Genomic DNA, 17,505 nt, shown 5'->3' with positions numbered 1-17,505 from the left:
CAATAATGATAGGCGCAAAGTGTAACGTGTTAGCTCTGTGCGCAGTAGTGATTTAAAAAGAATTTTTAACGCTCAGTAGCCACTGTACCGAGTCAACATCGTTATATTTATTTAGTGGCGCGGCAATATCAAGGTGGATCATGGTACCTGCATTGGCGCGACTTGGCGCAAGGCGTAAACCGAGTCCAACATTTTTAAGTACGGGTGTGTTTTCAATTTGATACAGGGTATTCGAGTCATTGTTATACCATGCGCGACCTACATCTAGAAAGGCTGCGCCTCCCACTTTAAACAGTTGTAGTAAGTCATACTCCCAATAGTAGCGCTTTTCTAAGCTGACTAAAAAACTCCGATCGCCATGTTGAAACTCAATAGGGTAACCGCGTAAACCTGTTTCGCCCCCGAGAGTGAGCTGCTTATCGTTGGTGAGGTTTTTTGCGTATTGTAGTCTTGCTTTTACATACCAAGACTGATCAATACTGGTATTTAAATAATATTGAATTTGGCTTGTGGTGATTAAGTTTTCAAGCTGTTTTTGTTCTTTATTCCAATAACCTTGAATATCTGCGTGAAATCGCCATAGGGTATTATCACCACTAAAATGTGCTTTGTTAAAGTTAAACGAGTAAATAGCGCGGCTATCGTCGTTACTAATTGATTCATCAGAATAACCCAGTGTAGCTTTGATATTCCAACCTAAATTTAAATCCTCGGTACGGTAAATACTGTCAAAGTTACGCACTTTTATAAAGTTATCTTCAAACCAGTGGCCGCTTACATAAGGGTAACTAAGTTGCCTATTTTCAGCTAGCGGCACAGTGGTTTCATCGATGCTTTTGAATGTTTGTTGCTCATCAATATAACCAAGGCTCAAGCGCTGAGTCCAATTATGGCTAAGGGGTTTGGAGTGGCCAAAAAATATCTGATTTAGGTCGGTGGTTTGTTCAAACTCACTAAATTTTTCGCCCCTGAGATAGAGTGCCTCTTCTCGCTGGGTCGAGTAACTCAAGGCACCATAACTATAAGGTGTATCGATGGCGTAAAACGGATAAGTTAGCTCAATTAGATGGCTTTTACCGTCACTGTTATCGGCATACTCTACGCGACCTCTGTAGCGGGTTGAAAAAATATTTGGATCATCGTAAACAAATAAATAACCATTACGATCACTGTCGGTTTTGCGAGCAAACGATAATCGTTTGCCCCAACCAAATAAGTTAGACTCGCGAAAGCCGATACTTGATTTATTTTCGCCACCGCTGCGGCTAAAGCTAAGCTCGGGTAGCAAAGTCCACAAATCGCGGGTCACCACGGTTACATCAACATCGCCATCGCAGTTTTCGTTGGCAACAATTTGTGCGTCATATAAATAGTTTTGTTTACGCAGTAGCCGCTCAGATTCAGCCAAGGCTTTTTGATTAAAAGGTTCACCCGCTTTAAACAATAAAATGCTTTTAATAACCTCAGGCTCAGTTTGTATATGTGCACGATTAGCAAAGCGAAATAGTGCGTTGTTTTCAGCTTCGAGTTCGGTATTAAAAACATTAAGTTGTTTAAGATTAATTGAGGCAATTTTAGCGTTACTATTTATCGTAAGCGGTGGAGGTTGAGACTCGATTTGGCGACGCAAATTAATTTCATTAGTTTGTAATGGGTCACCATTTGGACAGCTTTGAGCTAGTGGCGTTTCTTGCGCGCAAACGCTGAGCATAAACATACTCAAAATAGAAAAGCTAAAACAACTACGTGCAATCCATTTTCTATTTAGCATTGACCCTCTTTAGCGCTATTTTGCAAAATAAAACACTTACTCTTAGCTTACATCATTGTTATTAATATGTAAGTAAAAGTGCCAATTTAGTTTATTTTTTATAGCGATTATAAGGTATTAGCGGTAAATAGACGTTGGCCTTAGCTTAAATAAAATGTTAACGCTGCCAATAGGTTGTCAGCATCTTGACCTTCGCCGTTAATCCATACACTTTGACTGTAATGCTCAAAATTTAAATTAAACGTGTGGTTAGCATAGTTAAAACGCAGTTGATGACGATCAGCCCCAGCTGCAAATTCACTAATGCTAATTTCGTCGCTGTGCAAAAAACGTTCCCCACAACTCAAAGTCTTCATCGTGCGGCAACTCTGTTGGTTTAACAATAATACATTGATGTCTGTGATCGTATTCAAGTTCGGTCATAAGGGGCTTATTGCGTTGCTAGATAATGTCGAATTGCGGTTAAAAACTCACCGCCATATTTGTTTAATTTAGTAAAACCAACTCCCGACACTTTTAAAAACTCACTATCGTTGGTAGGCATAAGCTGCGCCATTTCGGCCAGCGTTTTATCGTTAAATACTACATAAGGAGGTACGTCATCGGCATCGGCTAATTCTTTACGTAGTGCTCGTAGGCGAGCGAATAACTTTTTATCGTAATTAAACTGCGCTAATTTATCCTGATAAACGTGCTTAGCTTGTAGGCGTGGTTCTGCCAGTTGCAGCGCATATTCACCCTTTAAAATAGCGCGTGCGGCTTCAGTAAGCCGTAGTGATGCGCCCTGGGTTATATCTTGGCTTAATAGCCCTTGATGAATAAGTTGGCGTAAAATACTCAGCCAAAACTCACTGCTTTTGTCTTTACCTATGCCATAGGTGCTGAGTTCATGATGGTTGTTATCACGAATGCGGCTGGTATTTGCGCCGCGCAATAACTCTACAATGTAACCTAAACCAAATCGTTGCTGTGCCCGATACACACACGAAAGTGCTTGTTGGGCCACCAGTCTGCCATCAAAGCTTTTTGGTGGATTTAAGCAAATATCGCAGTTACCACATGGCTCTCGTTGGTATTCACTAAAGTAGTTTAATAATATTTGACGCCTGCAGGTTTGCGCTTCGGCAAAACTGGCCATGGCATTGAAACGTTGCTCTTCTACACGACGGCGTTGCTCATCGTCAATATCTTCAAAAAAGCGCCTAACCCGGCCTATATCAGCGGGGTCAAAATACATAATGGCTTCTGCAGCGAGCCCATCACGGCCAGCGCGACCGGTTTCCTGATAATACGCTTCAATACTTTTTGGAATGTCGTAGTGCAGTACAAAACGTACGTTAGGCTTGTTAATTCCCATACCAAAGGCAACGGTGGCAACCACAATTTGAATATCGTCACGGGCAAATCCAGTTTGCACAAATTGACGCTGTTCGTTGCTCATTCCCGCATGATAAGCCGCCGCATTAAGACCTGCATCGGCAAGCTTTTCAGCAATGTCATCAACTCGCTTGCGGCTGGTGCAATAAATAATACCGCTTTGATTTTTTTGCTCTTTCAAATAACGAAGTAATTGCACCATAGGTTTAAATTTTTCTTCTATGGTGTAACGAATATTAGGGCGGTCAAAGCTACCGGTGTGAATATATGGCTGCTGTAGCTTGAGTTGCTCAACAATATCAAAGCGGGTGGCTTTATCAGCGGTGGCAGTGAGTGCCATCATAGGTACATGTGTAAAGCGTTGCTTTAATTCATTTAACCTAAAATAATGAGGCCTAAAGTCATGTCCCCAATGAGAAACACAGTGTGCTTCATCAATAGCAAACAAACTGACATTTAAATGTGATAAGCGCTCTAAAAATTCTCTTTGCAGCACTTTCTCTGGGGCAACATAAAGTAATTTTATTAGTCCTTGATGCAACTGCTGATAGACTAACTGCTGTTCTTCACGGGCTAAGCTATTATTTATATAAGCGGCTTTTACGCCTAGAGCTTGTAATTGAGTTACTTGATCTTGCATTAAAGAAATGAGCGGAGAGATAACAATGGTTACCCCCTCTAATACTAGTGCGGGTATTTGGTAACACACCGATTTACCACCACCGGTAGGCAATAATACTAACGAGTCTTGGCCATTAATCGCAGCATCAATTACTGCACTTTGACCGTCGCGAAATTCACTGTAACCAAACACTTGTTTGAGTACAGTTTCAGGTTTACGCACCAGCGTATTGGGAGAGGGGGTTAGTGTATTCATCGGCGCTATTTTAGTGGTTTTTTATCAGGATGTCTTTAGCTTTCATTACTTGGTGTAAACATCGGTAATGATAATCGAGGAGGTTACAACAGCTTCAAGTTGTGCTTTACTCATCGTACCACCTTAAAACATAGAGAATAATAATGAATAAAGAAATGTTGATTGAACAAGTTGGGGCGTTGTTTGTTAATAACATGCCTTTTAACCAATTTTTAAAAATAGCGGTGGAGTCACTTAGTACTGAACAAGCTAAAATCTCCTTTCCTTGGCAAGATGTGTTAATAGGCAACCCCGCGCAAAAAATTCTCCATGGTGGGGTTATTTCGGCGGTACTTGATAATGTGGGTGGAATGCTTGCTGCCGCCAGCGTTATAGGAAAGCTAGACGATGCAGATTTACCCAGTGTACATAAAAAGCTAGCCACACTGGGGACCATAGATTTACGCACCGACTATTTACGTCCAGGCAAAGGCGAGGTATTTATTGCTAGTGCTAAGCTGATTCGCTCAGGAAATAAAGTATGCGTGTGTCGAATGGAGTTGCACAACGAGAAGTCAGTACAAATTGCTTTTGGAACGGGCACGTATTTAGTTGGCTAAAAAGTGAGAGGGGGTTAAACTGACGGCCTTTTAAATCACCAAGTGGTTACTATGTCGATTGATACCGAGCAGCGAAAGGGCGCCATTTTTGCCTGTCTCGCTTTTTTTATGTGGGGCCTCGCACCTATTTATTTTAAGATGATCCAACATGTGTCAGCATTTGAAATTTTATTGCACCGTGTTATTTGGTCAGTGGTGTTTCTGATTGTGGTAGTGAGTGTGCTGAGCTACTGGGATAAAATTAAACGCATTTTAATTCAACCTAAACTTATTTTAATGTTAGTTGTTACCTCGACCTTACTAGGGTTTAACTGGGGGTTGTTTATATGGGCCATTAATAACAATCACATGCTAGATGCCAGTTTAGGCTACTATATCAATCCCTTATTAAATGTATTACTTGGTATGGTGTTTTTAAACGAGCGATTACGTAAGTTGCAAGGTGCTGCTGTTGCCTTAGCTTTTACGGGCGTGCTGTTACAGCTAATTAGCTTTGGCTCATTTCCCGTGGTGGCCTTTTCGTTAGCGACATCTTTCGCACTTTATGGCTTATTACGTAAAAAGCTACAGGTTGATGCTTTGCCTGGGATTTTAATCGAGGCATTAATATTATTACCAGTAGCACTGACCTATTGGTGGTTAATGGTGCCAACTGAAACATCAAATTTACCAGCGAATGATTGGCAAACTAATGCGTTGTTAGTGAGTGCGGGCATTGTGACTACGCTACCACTGCTGTGTTTTACCGGTGCGGCTAAGCGTTTGCAATACACAACGCTTGGGTTTTTTCAGTATATAGGGCCTAGCTTAATGTTTATTTTAGCGGTGGTGTTTTACGGCGAGGTGTTTGATGCTGAGCGTGTAATTACCTTTGCGTGTATTTGGAGTGCACTGGCTATTTTTAGTTGGGATTCATACCATCAATCGCGTAAACGCAGAAAAGCAGCCATTGTTGCCTCAGGTGTGGTTTAGAAACTAAACCACTTTATTACGACCCGACTCTTTGGCTTTGTAGAGCTTTAAGTCGGCTTGTTTTAATAGCTCGTCAATCTGATAGGTTTTACTGTTGCTGAAGCCTATCGACAGCGTAAACTTGATGTTTGCTTGACTGAATTCATGACTGTTAAGCTCAATAAAAAGCCTGAAGCTCTCTAGTCGTTTTAGCGCTTCTTGTTCGGTTAGCTCAGTAAAAAATACCGCAAATTCTTCTCCGCCTAACCGGGCAATCAATTGGTTTTCAAAATATTTATTAAAGCATACCGCAAGCCCTTTAAGAACCTCGTCTCCGGCATCATGACCATAGGTATCGTTAATCGCTTTAAAATGGTCAATATCAAGCATGGCGAGCTGTGCCGGCATTTTTGCTTTTTTAAACTGCTTTAACGATTTATTAGCCTCTTCAAAAAAGTAACGGCGATTAGGGAGTTTAGTTAAATAGTCGGTATTGGCTTGACGTTTTATAGTTTCGATATGCTCTAGCATATCGACGTTTTGGCTCAACCGGCAGTAAAATTCTTCACTGTTAAAAGGTTTATACAAGTAGTCATTTGCTCCATTTTTTAGAAATAAAGCAGATAAATTAGATGAAGTAGCCCCTGAGATACCAATAATAGCTTTTTCGTCATTACTATAAATGCGCCTAATTTCATTACATAGCTCAATACCGCCCATGTTAGGCATTTCTTTATCGGTAATGATTACAGAAATATCAGGGGTGTTTTCAAGCTCTTTAAGCGCCTCTAGGCCATCGGCTGCTTGAAATATTTGATATTTATGACGTGTTAATAAATTACAAATATATTGGCGTGTTGACGCTGAATCATCAACAACCAGTACTTTTACCTGCTTATTTCGAGGTAGGCGATAAAGCTGCTTTTCTAAATATTCGTAAGCTTGTTTATTGCCTTTGATAATGTAATCAATAATAGGGTATTTTTCGACGGTATCGCGAGTTTGATTATCGATATTGCCTGTCATAACTATGGTAGGAATGTCTGCTGCAACGGTGCAGGGAACAGCTTCCCCTTGTGGGGCATCAGGTAATATAAAGTCTACCACCGCACAAAAGTAAGCATGTTTACTTATCAGCTCTTTAGTCTCAGCCAGCGACTGAGCAATATCAACCTCGTAGCCCGCTTTTTGCGCGATATGCTTTTGCACTCGCGCAATAGTAGGGGTGTCTTCAATAATAAGTATTCTGTGCGTCACGTAACAGCCTTGTTTAAATTTTGCAAAAGTGTTTGCTTATACAAGTTGTAACTGCTAAAACGCCAAAAAGCAACTATTGTAATGACTTATAGATTGTCAGCCTCAGAATAATAATCTTGGCTGATTGGTGTTGGCCCTGAAATTTTTGAGCGACCAAATAATGTATGAAATTTTGTTTTGCAGGTTGTTAGCTTTAAGTATTTAACCCATGCTCGCTCAATGGGGTTACTTGGCTCTATGATACCACTTATTGCATTTACAAATTGTTGTTGATATTCGTTTTGCGGCTCAACTGTTTTGTTATACAAACTTTTTAAAACAACACCGTGCTGTTCTAAAATACTTGCCTCTAGCAAGGTAAAGTGTCCGCTGCGGCTAAATCCGCGTGGAAAGTTTTGATCATCATAAAACTGACGTTGACTAACAAATGCTTGACGAAGTAGTGAAATATCATTGCTCATAGCTGTACCCTCATACCAATTATTAGCTGGAGTATGGGACATAATTGCTATTTTTTTAAACAAAAAATTTTTATCGTGAGGATAAAAAATTGGACATAGATTTATTAAAAACATTTGTTGAAGTGGTGCGTACTCGCCATTTTGGTAAAGCAGCAGAAAACCTATACATAACGCAGTCTGCAGTGAGTTTTCGAATTCGTCAATTAGAGCAGGGCTTAGGCGTAAATTTATTTATTCGCCAGCGCAATAATATTCAACTAACGGCTCCGGGTGAGCGCTTGTTGCCGCATGCACAAATGATTATTACTGGAATGCAAAGGGCCAAAGTGGATGTTGCACTTGCAGATAATATGCATAAGCAAATCAGCTTGGCTGGGACTCCTAATATTTGGGATGCGTTTTTACAGTTTGGTATTACAAATATAGTATCGGCTATGCCCGGTGTATCTTTGGTGGCAGAGGTAAAAGCACAACAAGAGAGTACTCGATTACTATTAGAGCGCACCCTTGATCTAGCCATTTTATTTGATCCACCAAAAGTAGACGAACTCGTTGTTGAACGAATTTGTGAACTACCTATTATTCCGGTTAGTGGCTACGATACCGCAACAGGCGATAATTTTTTTGATAATCAATATGTTTATGTTGATTGGGGAACTACGTTTTCTCTTTGGCACGCCCGTCAATTTACCGGTAAAACGCCGCCTTATTTTAGAACCAGTACCGGGCGTATAGCGCTTGATTTAATACTGCAATGTGGCGGCAGTGCGTTTATTCCACAGGTATTAGTTAAAGACCATTTAGAAAAAGGCGAACTTTTTCATGTAAAAGGGGTAGAAAATACGTCAAGAGATGTATTTGTTGCCTATCATAGAGATAACGAACAGAAAGAGTTAATAGAAACTCTGGTTAATTTGCTGTCGCAAATGACACCGAGTTTACTGAAACAAAGTAAGTAGTCGTTAAGCGGTATATTTTAGATGTTATTTTGATTTCAGATTTAATGCAGTTTTATTAACTTAAAAAGACAAAAATGTGTCCTTTGTAATATTTTTGTCATTTAGTGGTGACACACTGCAGCTGTTTTAAAAATTAGTCTATTGTGTTTATCGAGGAAATAACATGAAATTTGCAAAATCGAGCCTATGCCTAGCCTTACTTAGTGGTTTATCTTTTAATGCGCTTGCAGAAGTAGACATTTACGGTAAAGCGAATGTAACCGTTCAATCATCTGATGATGGAGAAGGGTCGTTTACTGAAATTAAAAGTAATGCATCTCGTTTCGGACTTAAGGGGTCTGAAAAAATTTCAGACGGTTTAGAAGCTGTTTATAAGTTTGAATTTCAGGTTGATGTGTCGGACGCTGACTCAAAAGGCGATAAAGATAATATTTCAGCGCGTAATCAATATGTAGGTTTTAAAGGTTCATTTGGTCAAGTAGTAATAGGCCGTAACGATACCGCGCTAAAGCAGGCGCAAGGTAAACTTGATTTATTTAATGACCTTGAAGGTGATATTAAAAACACGTTTAAAGGTGAAAACCGTTTAGGTAACTCAGTATCTTACGCCTCAAACTCATATGAAGGCTTTAAAGTATTAGCTTCATTTATTGCAGAAGACGATAAAGATGCCAAAAATGGTTACTCAGTGGCGTTAACTTACGGTGATTCAGGCCTTAAAAAGAGCGCTGTATACGCCGCTGTTGCTGCTGATAGTGAAGTAAATGGTTACGACGTAGTACGTGCAACAGTTCAAGGTAAAATTGAAGACTTTAGACTTGGCGCAATGTACCAAACACAAGAAAAAGTAGACGGTAGCGCTGAGGCTGACGGTTACTTATTAAATGCAGCTTACCTAATGGGTAGCAACACTTTTAAAGTGCAATATCAAACAATGGATTTTGATGACAGCGATGATAAAAGCGCAGTATCGGTAGGTGTTGATCACAAGCTAAACAAAAATCTTAAGGTGTTTGGCTTTTACTCAAGTTTTGATATGGACAACAACGTTGACCAAGATTACCTAGGTTTAGGTATGGAATATAAGTTTTAACTAATACTTAGTTAAAACACTCCTTTTAACCGCACTCAGCTGAGTGCGGTTTTTTTTGCTTTAAATTATTTACTTATCTGCGCATAATAGCCAAGCATTTGGAATGAGGTGAAACTCCTCAACTATACCCGTAACTGTAATCAGTTTTACTGTAAGTCAGATACAAGTGCCTTAAAACTTCATATAACGAGCGGGTTAACTCATTTTCTTTTTGGTACTTGTGGTACTGAGTGTGGGTTGTCCCTGCCTAGGATAATTTTTTGCACACTCAAACCGCTAAAAAAACTGCACTTCTAACCGTTAATAATGTCTCTTGGCGAGTGGGTAACACCTTAATCCTTGAGCATATTAATTTGAGTATTGAGCGTGGCAAGTTTGTTGGCTTAATTGGTCCTAATGGTGCGGGAAAATCGAGTTTACTGCGGTGCTTGTATCGATTTAATCAGCCGTCAGCGGGAGAGGTTAAATTTAATAACACCGATATTTGGCAACTAAAAAGCGAAGACTACGCCAAGCAAGTTGCCGTTGTGCTCCAAGAAACACCGTCGCAATTTAACCTCTCGTTATTCGATGTTGTGGCTCTAGGGCTTACGCCACATAAAACGTTATTCAGTTCGACCACCCAAGCAGATAAACAAAAAATAGCTCAGGCTATTAGCCATGTGGGACTTGAATCTCATAGTACTCAATTATTTGATTCGCTATCTGGCGGTGAAAAGCAACGTGCTTTTATTGCCCGCGCTATTGTGCAGCAACCGCAGCTTCTTATTATGGATGAGCCAACTAGTCACCTTGATGTGAAATATCAAATTCAACTTATGGAGCTTGCTAAATCTCTAGGGATCACGGTATTTGCGTCATTTCATGACTTAAATTTAGCTGCTGCTATGTGTGATGAGTTAGTGGTTATTAAAAATGGAAAAGTTGTTGATGCAGGTAAGCCAAATAAAGTGGTCACTGAGCAGATGCTGGATGAGATGTTTGGTGTTTGTGCACAAGTGAGCACTCACCCTCAATCAGCTGCTTCGGGTGAGGCTATTCCTCATATTACTTATTATTATGGATACCAATAATATGACGGTTTTTTCTAACCATACCGTTGCATTAATCGCTGCGCTACTATGCGCACTATTAAGTTTATTTATTGCACTGAGTTTTGGTGCGGCACCCACGTCGCTCGCAGATGTATATCAAAGCTTAACCTTTTCAAACGAGGCTTCATTTACCAGCCGTATTATTATTGAATTAAGAATGCCACGTACTTTGCTGGCTTTTTTAGCTGGGAGTGGCTTAGCGATTGCAGGTTTAATACTACAAACAGTCACCCGTAACCCCTTAGCAGATCCTTATTTATTTGGTATTTCGTCCGGCGCTTCATTAGGTGTGGTTATACTAATGTCTTTTGTGGGAGCTGGGGCGGGTATTGCGCTATCAGGGGCGGCATTAACAGGCAGTTTAGTGGCGATGGGATTATTAATTTTAATTGCAGGCAGCCAGCGTAATGCCCAAGTTGAATCGATGTTATTGGCAGGGGTAGCTTTATCATTTTTATTTAGTGCTTTTACTAGTTTGTTACTTTATTGGAGCGATCCACAAGCAGTCGCGGCTATTTTATTTTGGACTTTAGGTAGTTTTGCTAAAGCACAGTGGCAGTCGCTGCTGTTACCTGCCCTAGTGATTATGGTATGTACAACAATCATGTTGGGTTTTAGGCGTCAGCTTAATGCCATGTTGTTAGGCGATGAAAGTGCGACAACGCTTGGCGTAAGAGTGCATCGTTTTAGGATTTTAATGCTTATTTTAAGCTCGTTGATCACGGCCGTGTTAGTTGCTAACTGTGGTGGAATTGGTTTTGTTGGCTTGATGGTGCCACACATAGTGCGCTTTTTTATCTCTCAAGGTAGCCGCGTTGGATTATTAATGACTGGATTAGTAGGGGGCACATTTATGGTGTGGGTCGATGTGCTTGCTCGTTCACTATTAAGCAACCAAGAGCTGCCAATTGGGGTGATCACGGCGGCTATCGGCAGTCTATTCTTTTTAAGTATATTGTATTTTCGTAAGCGCCAGCTGGTGGGTCAATAATGAAAACATTAATGGTACAAGGGACTACCTCAGATGCGGGTAAAAGCACCTTAGTTGCAGCGCTTTGCAGAGTGTTTGCCAATCAAGGTGTTAATGTTGCGCCGTTTAAACCGCAAAACATGGCGCTTAATAGTGCCGTAACTCACGATGGCGGTGAAATTGGTAGAGCCCAAGCATTACAAGCCGTTGCGGCAAAAGTAGCACCTGAAATAGACTTCAATCCGATATTACTCAAACCCAATAGTGATACCGGCGCGCAAGTCATTATTCATGGTAGGGCTATCAGTAATATGGAAGCCGACTCTTACCATGACTATAAAAAAGTGGCTATGGATGCAGTATTAACCTCGCATAATCGTTTAGCTAAACGCTTTGACTTATTGTTGGTTGAAGGGGCTGGCAGTCCAGCTGAAATTAACTTACGCGCAAACGATATCGCCAATATGGGCTACGCTGAAAAGGTCGATTGTCCGGTTATTATTATTGCCGATATTGATAAAGGGGGCGTGTTTGCTCACCTAGTAGGAACTTTGGCGCTATTAAGTGAGTCAGAGCAAGCACGGGTAAAAGGCTTTGTTATTAATCGTTTTCGTGGTGACATTAGCCTATTACAAGGCGGGTTAGATTGGCTTGAAGAGTACACAGGTAAACCTGTGTTAGGGGTGTTACCCTACCTACACGATTTAGCACTTGATGCCGAAGATGCCGTTGCCATAGATAATAATGTGACCGAGGCCAGTATTAATATTGCGGTGCTGCTAGTGCCTCATATTAGTAACCACACTGATTTTGATGCACTGCGATTACACCCAAATATAAATATAACCTATGTGCGGCACACTCAAACAATTCCTGATGTTGATTTAATTATTGTGCCTGGCAGTAAAAATGTACTTAGCGATTTGGTATTTTTAAAAAATGAAGGCTGGGATCAGCAAATAAAACGCCATTTACGCTATGGTGGCAAAGTATTGGGTATTTGCGGCGGTATGCAAATGCTAGGTAATACGATTTGTGACCCTAATGCGGTGGAATCATCATTAGGGCAAGTGGCGGGTTTAGCGCTTAGCGATTTTGATACGTTATTGGGTGAGCAAAAAGTGTTAAGTCGAGTGAGCGCAGTGCTTAATTTAAATGAGCAACAGGTTGCATGTGATGGCTACGAAATACATGCTGGGATCAGTAAAGGTCAGGCGCTCAATAAACCACTTATTCGCTTTAATAAACACCCCAATGGTTTTAAAACTGATGGTTTTGTTAGTGACGATAATGCCATTGCCGGGACTTATTTACATGGCTTATTTGACAACGCAACTGCTACAGAACAGTTATTAAAGTGGCTAAAACCAGACAGTGACATTAATGCCATCAGCATCAATGAGCATCGTGAACGCCAGTTAGAACGCCTCGCTGAAATGTGCCAAACACATTTAAATATTGAACAAATTATTAAAATTTACCAAGGACATAACAATGACTGAATCAACAAACGACAAGCACCAACAGCGCCAGCAAAAAGTAAAAGAACAAGTTGATGCTCGAGTAGCAGCGGCACAACAAGAAAAAGGTATTTTTCAGGTTATTACCGGTAATGGCAAAGGTAAATCAACCTCTGGTTTTGGTGTGGTTGCACGTTGTGTTGGTCACGGTAAAAAAGCCGCGGTATGTCAGTTTATTAAAGGTACATGGGAATGTGGTGAGCGTAATTTACTACAAGGTGCTGGGGTTGAATTTGCCGTTATGAACACCGGTTTTACTTGGGATACACAAAATAAAGAGGCCGATACTGCGGCGGCGCAAGCAACATGGCAAGAGTCAAAGCGGATGTTAAGTGACAGCAGTGTCGATGTGGTATTACTCGATGAGCTCACCTATATGGTGACCTATGGCTATATCGACCTTGATGAGGTTGTTGCTGCAATTAACAACCGACCTGCAATGCAATCGGTAATTATTACTGGCCGTGCTGCGCACCGTACCTTAATTGAGCTGGCCGATACCGTAAGTGAAGTGCGTAATGTAAAGCATGCGTTTGAGTCGGGCGTAAAAGCACTAAAAGGCTTTGATTACTAATGTTAAAACGCATTTTTCTTGGGCTGATATTGTTTGCTGTTTATGTACCTCAAGCCTTAGCCGACAAGCCGCTTCGTATTGTGGCTTTAGCGCCACACATAGTCGAAAATTTATATGCCATTGGGGCGGGTGATTTAATAGTGGGTACGCTGGATTACGCAGATTACCCACAAGAGGCGACTAAAATTGAGCGTATCGGTGGCTATAATGGCATTTCTATCGAAAAGTTACTCATGCTCAAGCCAGACATGGTCATTGCGTGGAAAAGCGGTAATCAGGCAGAAGATTTAGCACAAATAAAGCGACTAGGGATTGAATTGCATTTAAGTAATCCACGCTCAATTGAAGGCGTTGCTAAAGAAATACTAAAACTAGGTCAATTAACTGGTCGTATTGAGCAAAGTAAAAAAGTAGCTGAGGCATTTACAGTTAAGCTCAATGCAATTAAAGCCACACAGCAAAATAAAACCACGCTTACTGGGTTTTATCAGTTGTGGCCTGAGCCTATGATGACGGTATCAAAAAATACATGGATAAATCAGTTAATAGAAACCTGCCAAGTAACCAATGTATTTGCTGACAGCGACACAGATTACCCACAAATCAGCATTGAGAACGTGATAGTCACTAAGCCACAAATTATTATTATCCCTGATGAAAAGTCAAAACGGGTAATACCCACAGTAAATTGGCAGCAATGGCCTGAAATTCCCGCGGTTAAATATGAGCAATTTATTAGTGTTAACGCGGATTTATTACATCGTTTTTCCCCTAGAATGCTTGATGGATTAGCACAAATGTGTGACAAAATTGAGGTATCTAGAGAACTTATTAAGAGTCAATCATGAGCAACTGGTCATCTTTTTTAAACCATGAACTTAGCCAAGCATATATGCAACAAACCCTTGAATATGTTACGAATAAACGAGCCGAAGGCACTGCCGTATATCCGCCAGAATCACAGGTGTTTAGCGCATTTGATGCAACTTCACTTAGCGATATTAAAGTGGTTATATTAGGTCAAGACCCTTACCATGGAGAAGGGCAAGCGCATGGTTTGTGCTTTTCAGTATTACCTGAAGTTAAAAAGCTCCCGCCTTCACTTAAAAATATTTATAAAGAGTTAGTGACTGACATTAATGGCTTTATCACACCGGAGCATGGCTATTTACAAAGCTGGGCAGATCAAGGTGTGTTTTTGCTTAATACCGTATTAACAGTAGAGCAAGGGCAAGCCCATTCCCATAAACATTTAGGTTGGGAGCAATTTACTGATAACGTAATTACTCATATAAATGAGCATTGCCAAGGAGTGGTGTTTATTTTGTGGGGCGCACATGCACAAAAAAAGGTAAAAGCATTGATCGCCAGCGCCATCATATATTGTCTGGACCGCACCCTTCACCGCTTTCAGCGCATCGCGGCTTTTTTGGCTGTCAGCACTTTTCAAAAACTAATGAACTGTTAATAGCGCAAGGAGCACAGCCCATTAATTGGCAAGTATAGGGTAATTAGTATTAAAAAAGGCTTTCATAAATGAAAGCCTTTTTAGTTGCTGTTGTTGATTAAAATTCTAATTCATCAATAGCAATACTATCAGCAAAATAGTCGAGCTCCTGTAGTTCTTTGCGCAAACGTTGCTTATCTTTTATTGCTTCTATTTCGCGCCATTTTCTTTTTTTATTTTTTTGAGAGGTTTTTTTCGATGTATCAGAACCTTCTAATATTTCTATTATTTCGTTTAGGCTATCCATTGATTATCTCCTATTGACCACTTTTTGAACCTCGGCAGTATCTATACCACAGCTATTAATAAAATAGAATATAAATGTGACGAAACTGTTACTAATGGGTGGTATTTTGATGAAGATCAATACAAAAAGAACGTAAATAGGAACAAGTCGAGTATTTAAAGTAAATCGCAGGCACAAAAAAACGTCGCTAAAAAGCGACGTTTTTAAACTCGTTAAACAGCTGTTAGTTACATCGCTTTGAAGCGTGCTTCTAATTGCTCTTGTGCATCTGCAAATGAGCGAATACCTTCAGCTAGCTTCTCAGTAGCCATAGCGTCTTGGTTATGTAACCAACGGAACTGTGCTTCGCTAAGTGGCTCAGGTTTTGGCTCTTTAGCAATGTCACTCTCTAGTAAGTACTCTTGTGCGTCTTCTAAATTACCTAAGTCTTCTAAAAGATTAGGACTAATTGTTAGCTTATCGCAACCTGTAAGGGCAATAATTTCACCGGTGTTACGAAAGCTTGCGCCCATAACAACAGTTTTATAATCGTGACGCTTATAAAACTCAAAAATACTACGCACCGATTGTACACCCGGGTCTTGTAGCGGGTCGGTTGGTTTTTCCATACCGTTTGCTACGTGCCAATCTAAAATTCTGCCAACAAATGGCGAAATTAAAAATACGTTTGCATCAGCACAGGCGCGCGCTTGAGCATCACTAAATAAAAGCGTTAAGTTACATTTAGTGCCTTCTTTTTCTAACTGTTCTGCGGCTTTAATGCCTTCCCAAGTAGAGGCAACTTTAATTAAAATCTTGTCTTTGCTTACACCTTCTTTCTCGTAAAGGCTTAGTAAAGTATGTGCTTTATTAATTGTTGCTTGAGTATCAAATGATAAACGTGCATCAACTTCAGTAGAAATATAACCCGGTACAATTTCGCTAATTTCTTTACCGAGTAACACTGCAAAATAGTCACAAGCCAGCTCTAGTTGTTTTGCAGGCTGTTGCTCGGTTTCTTTAGCGTATTGCCATGCTTTATCTAGATAAGGTTTGTAAGCTTCAATCTCGCTCGCTTTTAAAAGCAGCGATGGATTGGTAGTCGCATCTTCAGGTTGATGTTTTTTTATGGCTTCTATATCGCCCGTGTCGGCCACGATAGAAGAATGTTGTTTAAGCCTTTGTAGAGCGCTAGTCATTTGCTTTTCCTCATTCCAAGCAAGTTAAAAGAAAATCTAAACTACCTTAATATAGCTATACTGCAACAGTGTGACAATGCTTGATAGGTCTTATGTCCTTATCAATGAAAAAACGGTAACGGTTGAGTTTTAGGTAGGATAATTTTAAACAAAACGTGCTTTTCGTCTCATTTAATGTTGAAATTGACATTAAATAATTTACAAGTCAATAGCTAACTATGATCACTGTTATTTCACCAGCAAAGAATCTTGATTACGACACGCCACCCGCAACAGATAAGTTCACTCAACCTGAATTACTTGAGCACAGCGAAGCGCTCATGAAAGTATGCCGTGAACTAACTCCTGCGCAGATTGGTAGTTTAATGAAAATTAGCGATAAGCTCGCGGGCCTTAATGCAGCACGTTTTAGTGAGTGGGCGCAACCGTTTACTACGAGTAATGCTAAACAAGCGGTGCTTGCCTTTAATGGCGATGTATATGGCGGTTTAGATGCCGACACCCTAACGGCTAAGCAACTTGATTATGCTCAAGAGCATTTACGTATACTCTCGGGTTTATACGGATTATTAAAACCACTTGATTTAATGCAAGCCTACCGCCTAGAAATGGGTACAAAGCTTGAAAACAGCCGTGGTAAAAACCTATATGAGTTTTGGGGCAGTATTATTGCTAATAAACTTAACGACGTTTTAGCGGCACAAGATGCACAATACTTAGTTAATTTAGCGTCTAACGAATACTTTAAAGCGGTAGATAAAAAAACGCTTAACGCACAAATTATTACGCCACATTTTAAAGACTGTAAAAACGGCCAATATAAAGTGATTAGCTTTTACGCTAAAAAAGCGCGCGGCATGATGGCGCGTTACCTTATCGAAAACCAAGTCACGCAATTAAGTCAGCTTAAAGAGTTTACCGTGGCCGGTTATTACTTTAGTCCAGAGGCAACCACTAAAGAACTTGAACCGGTATTTTTGCGCGAAGAGCAAAGCTAACACACTTTTTTAAAGTGTTTAAAAAGCCATGCATTGCATGGCTTTTTATTTTGGCGCTATTTTTGCAAACCT

At 40.4% G+C, this 17,505-nt stretch carries 16 protein-coding genes, 2 pseudogenes and 1 riboswitch; of the genes and pseudogenes, 11 read left to right on the top strand and 7 right to left on the bottom strand.

Annotated elements, in window-relative coordinates:
- Positions 1-52 precede the first annotated feature (52 nt).
- The 3 genes and pseudogenes from AB8618_RS13105 to recQ all read right to left on the bottom strand — a co-directional run bounded on the left by AB8618_RS13105 (position 53) and on the right by recQ (position 4,025).
- Positions 53-1,771 carry a POTRA domain-containing protein gene (locus AB8618_RS13105; RefSeq protein ID WP_413400772.1) on the bottom strand — a complete coding sequence of 573 codons (1,719 nt, stop codon included), beginning with the start codon at positions 1,769-1,771 and terminating at the stop codon, positions 53-55.
- Positions 1,772-1,911: 140 nt separating this feature from the next.
- Positions 1,912-2,194 (bottom strand): annotated as a pseudogene (locus AB8618_RS13100) (DUF3630 family protein).
- Between the two features lie 7 nt (positions 2,195-2,201).
- Positions 2,202-4,025: a DNA helicase RecQ gene (gene recQ / locus AB8618_RS13095; RefSeq protein WP_413400770.1), complete on the bottom strand. Its 1,824-nt coding sequence runs from the start codon at positions 4,023-4,025 to the stop codon at positions 2,202-2,204.
- Between the two features lie 143 nt (positions 4,026-4,168).
- Here recQ and AB8618_RS13090 point away from each other — a divergent pair, with 143 nt between their 5' ends.
- Both AB8618_RS13090 and rarD read left to right on the top strand, forming a co-directional pair.
- Positions 4,169-4,624, top strand: coding sequence for a thioesterase family protein (locus AB8618_RS13090; protein WP_171039605.1), 456 nt, complete (start codon positions 4,169-4,171; stop codon positions 4,622-4,624).
- 51 nt (positions 4,625-4,675) lie between these two features.
- The gene (rarD, locus tag AB8618_RS13085; protein ID WP_413400769.1) at positions 4,676-5,596 is read left to right on the top strand and encodes an EamA family transporter RarD; all 921 of its coding nucleotides are present in this window, start codon (positions 4,676-4,678) and stop codon (positions 5,594-5,596) included.
- Positions 5,597-5,599: 3 nt separating this feature from the next.
- On the opposite strand, the gene AB8618_RS13080 is transcribed toward rarD, so the two are convergent.
- Positions 5,600-6,832 carry a diguanylate cyclase gene (locus AB8618_RS13080; RefSeq protein WP_413400768.1) on the bottom strand — a complete coding sequence of 411 codons (1,233 nt, stop codon included), beginning with the start codon at positions 6,830-6,832 and terminating at the stop codon, positions 5,600-5,602.
- A gap of 86 nt (positions 6,833-6,918) precedes the next feature.
- A complete protein-coding gene (locus tag AB8618_RS13075) occupies positions 6,919-7,293 on the bottom strand; it encodes a DUF413 domain-containing protein (RefSeq protein WP_138606645.1) in 375 nt (124 codons plus the stop codon).
- Positions 7,294-7,382: 89 nt separating this feature from the next.
- On the opposite strand from AB8618_RS13075, the gene AB8618_RS13070 reads away from it, so the two are divergent.
- From AB8618_RS13070 to ung, 8 genes and pseudogenes are all read left to right on the top strand, one after another.
- A complete protein-coding gene (locus AB8618_RS13070; RefSeq protein ID WP_008467766.1) occupies positions 7,383-8,252 on the top strand; it encodes a LysR family transcriptional regulator in 870 nt (289 codons plus the stop codon).
- Between the two features lie 163 nt (positions 8,253-8,415).
- On the top strand, positions 8,416-9,345 hold the full coding sequence (locus tag AB8618_RS13065) for a porin (protein ID WP_413400767.1): 930 nt from the start codon (positions 8,416-8,418) through the stop codon (positions 9,343-9,345).
- A gap of 56 nt (positions 9,346-9,401) precedes the next feature.
- Positions 9,402-9,532: riboswitch (cobalamin riboswitch) on the top strand.
- A 73-nt stretch (positions 9,533-9,605) separates the two neighbouring features.
- Positions 9,606-10,418 carry an ABC transporter ATP-binding protein gene (locus tag AB8618_RS13060; RefSeq protein ID WP_413400766.1) on the top strand — a complete coding sequence of 271 codons (813 nt, stop codon included), beginning with the start codon at positions 9,606-9,608 and terminating at the stop codon, positions 10,416-10,418.
- A 1-nt stretch (position 10,419) separates the two neighbouring features.
- Positions 10,420-11,430 (top strand): FecCD family ABC transporter permease, encoded by a 1,011-nt coding sequence (locus AB8618_RS13055; protein WP_413400765.1) that lies wholly within the window; start codon positions 10,420-10,422, stop codon positions 11,428-11,430.
- Positions 11,430-12,911 (top strand): cobyric acid synthase, encoded by a 1,482-nt coding sequence (locus AB8618_RS13050; protein WP_413400764.1) that lies wholly within the window; start codon positions 11,430-11,432, stop codon positions 12,909-12,911. The genes AB8618_RS13055 and AB8618_RS13050 overlap by 1 nt, the downstream gene beginning before the upstream one ends.
- The gene (gene cobO / locus AB8618_RS13045) at positions 12,904-13,503 is read left to right on the top strand and encodes a cob(I)yrinic acid a,c-diamide adenosyltransferase (protein ID WP_413400763.1); all 600 of its coding nucleotides are present in this window, start codon (positions 12,904-12,906) and stop codon (positions 13,501-13,503) included. The genes AB8618_RS13050 and cobO overlap by 8 nt, the downstream gene beginning before the upstream one ends.
- Positions 13,503-14,351, top strand: coding sequence for a cobalamin-binding protein (locus tag AB8618_RS13040; RefSeq protein WP_409423867.1), 849 nt, complete (start codon positions 13,503-13,505; stop codon positions 14,349-14,351). Before cobO ends, AB8618_RS13040 begins: the two co-directional genes overlap by 1 nt.
- Positions 14,348-15,009 (top strand): annotated as a pseudogene (gene ung / locus AB8618_RS13035) (uracil-DNA glycosylase). The gene AB8618_RS13040 and the pseudogene ung overlap by 4 nt, the downstream one beginning before the upstream one ends.
- A gap of 59 nt (positions 15,010-15,068) precedes the next feature.
- Here ung and AB8618_RS13030 read toward each other — a convergent pair.
- Positions 15,069-15,257, bottom strand: coding sequence for a DUF3545 family protein (locus AB8618_RS13030; protein WP_008110646.1), 189 nt, complete (start codon positions 15,255-15,257; stop codon positions 15,069-15,071).
- Between the two features lie 227 nt (positions 15,258-15,484).
- Positions 15,485-16,435 carry a transaldolase gene (gene tal, locus AB8618_RS13025; protein WP_413400761.1) on the bottom strand — a complete coding sequence of 317 codons (951 nt, stop codon included), beginning with the start codon at positions 16,433-16,435 and terminating at the stop codon, positions 15,485-15,487.
- A 218-nt stretch (positions 16,436-16,653) separates the two neighbouring features.
- On the opposite strand from tal, the gene yaaA reads away from it, so the two are divergent.
- The gene (gene yaaA, locus AB8618_RS13020; RefSeq protein WP_413400760.1) at positions 16,654-17,433 is read left to right on the top strand and encodes a peroxide stress protein YaaA; all 780 of its coding nucleotides are present in this window, start codon (positions 16,654-16,656) and stop codon (positions 17,431-17,433) included.
- Positions 17,434-17,505: the final 72 nt, after the last annotated feature.

Origin of the sequence: Pseudoalteromonas sp. RW-H-Ap-1 (assembly GCF_048318575.1) — a bacterium.
Taxonomy (GTDB): Bacteria; Pseudomonadota; Gammaproteobacteria; order Enterobacterales; family Alteromonadaceae; genus Pseudoalteromonas.
This window is presented reverse-complemented; position numbering and strand designations above follow the sequence as displayed.

What these genes read in the sequence shown, in the direction of transcription:
- rarD (WP_413400769.1), top strand. Translation starts at nt 4,676, where the DNA reads ATGTCGATTGATACCGAGCAGCGAAAGGGCGCCATTTTTGCCTGTCTC.
- yaaA (WP_413400760.1), top strand. Translation starts at nt 16,654, where the DNA reads ATGATCACTGTTATTTCACCAGCAAAGAATCTTGATTACGACACGCCA.
- AB8618_RS13065 (WP_413400767.1), top strand. Translation starts at nt 8,416, where the DNA reads ATGAAATTTGCAAAATCGAGCCTATGCCTAGCCTTACTTAGTGGTTTA.
- AB8618_RS13090 (WP_171039605.1), top strand. Translation starts at nt 4,169, where the DNA reads ATGAATAAAGAAATGTTGATTGAACAAGTTGGGGCGTTGTTTGTTAAT.
- AB8618_RS13050 (WP_413400764.1), top strand. Translation starts at nt 11,430, where the DNA reads ATGAAAACATTAATGGTACAAGGGACTACCTCAGATGCGGGTAAAAGC.
- recQ (WP_413400770.1), bottom strand. Translation starts at nt 4,025, where the DNA reads ATGAATACACTAACCCCCTCTCCCAATACGCTGGTGCGTAAACCTGAA.
- AB8618_RS13075 (WP_138606645.1), bottom strand. Translation starts at nt 7,293, where the DNA reads ATGAGCAATGATATTTCACTACTTCGTCAAGCATTTGTTAGTCAACGT.
- tal (WP_413400761.1), bottom strand. Translation starts at nt 16,435, where the DNA reads ATGACTAGCGCTCTACAAAGGCTTAAACAACATTCTTCTATCGTGGCC.
- AB8618_RS13055 (WP_413400765.1), top strand. Translation starts at nt 10,420, where the DNA reads ATGACGGTTTTTTCTAACCATACCGTTGCATTAATCGCTGCGCTACTA.
- AB8618_RS13030 (WP_008110646.1), bottom strand. Translation starts at nt 15,257, where the DNA reads ATGGATAGCCTAAACGAAATAATAGAAATATTAGAAGGTTCTGATACA.
- AB8618_RS13040 (WP_409423867.1), top strand. Translation starts at nt 13,503, where the DNA reads ATGTTAAAACGCATTTTTCTTGGGCTGATATTGTTTGCTGTTTATGTA.
- AB8618_RS13105 (WP_413400772.1), bottom strand. Translation starts at nt 1,771, where the DNA reads ATGCTAAATAGAAAATGGATTGCACGTAGTTGTTTTAGCTTTTCTATT.
- cobO (WP_413400763.1), top strand. Translation starts at nt 12,904, where the DNA reads ATGACTGAATCAACAAACGACAAGCACCAACAGCGCCAGCAAAAAGTA.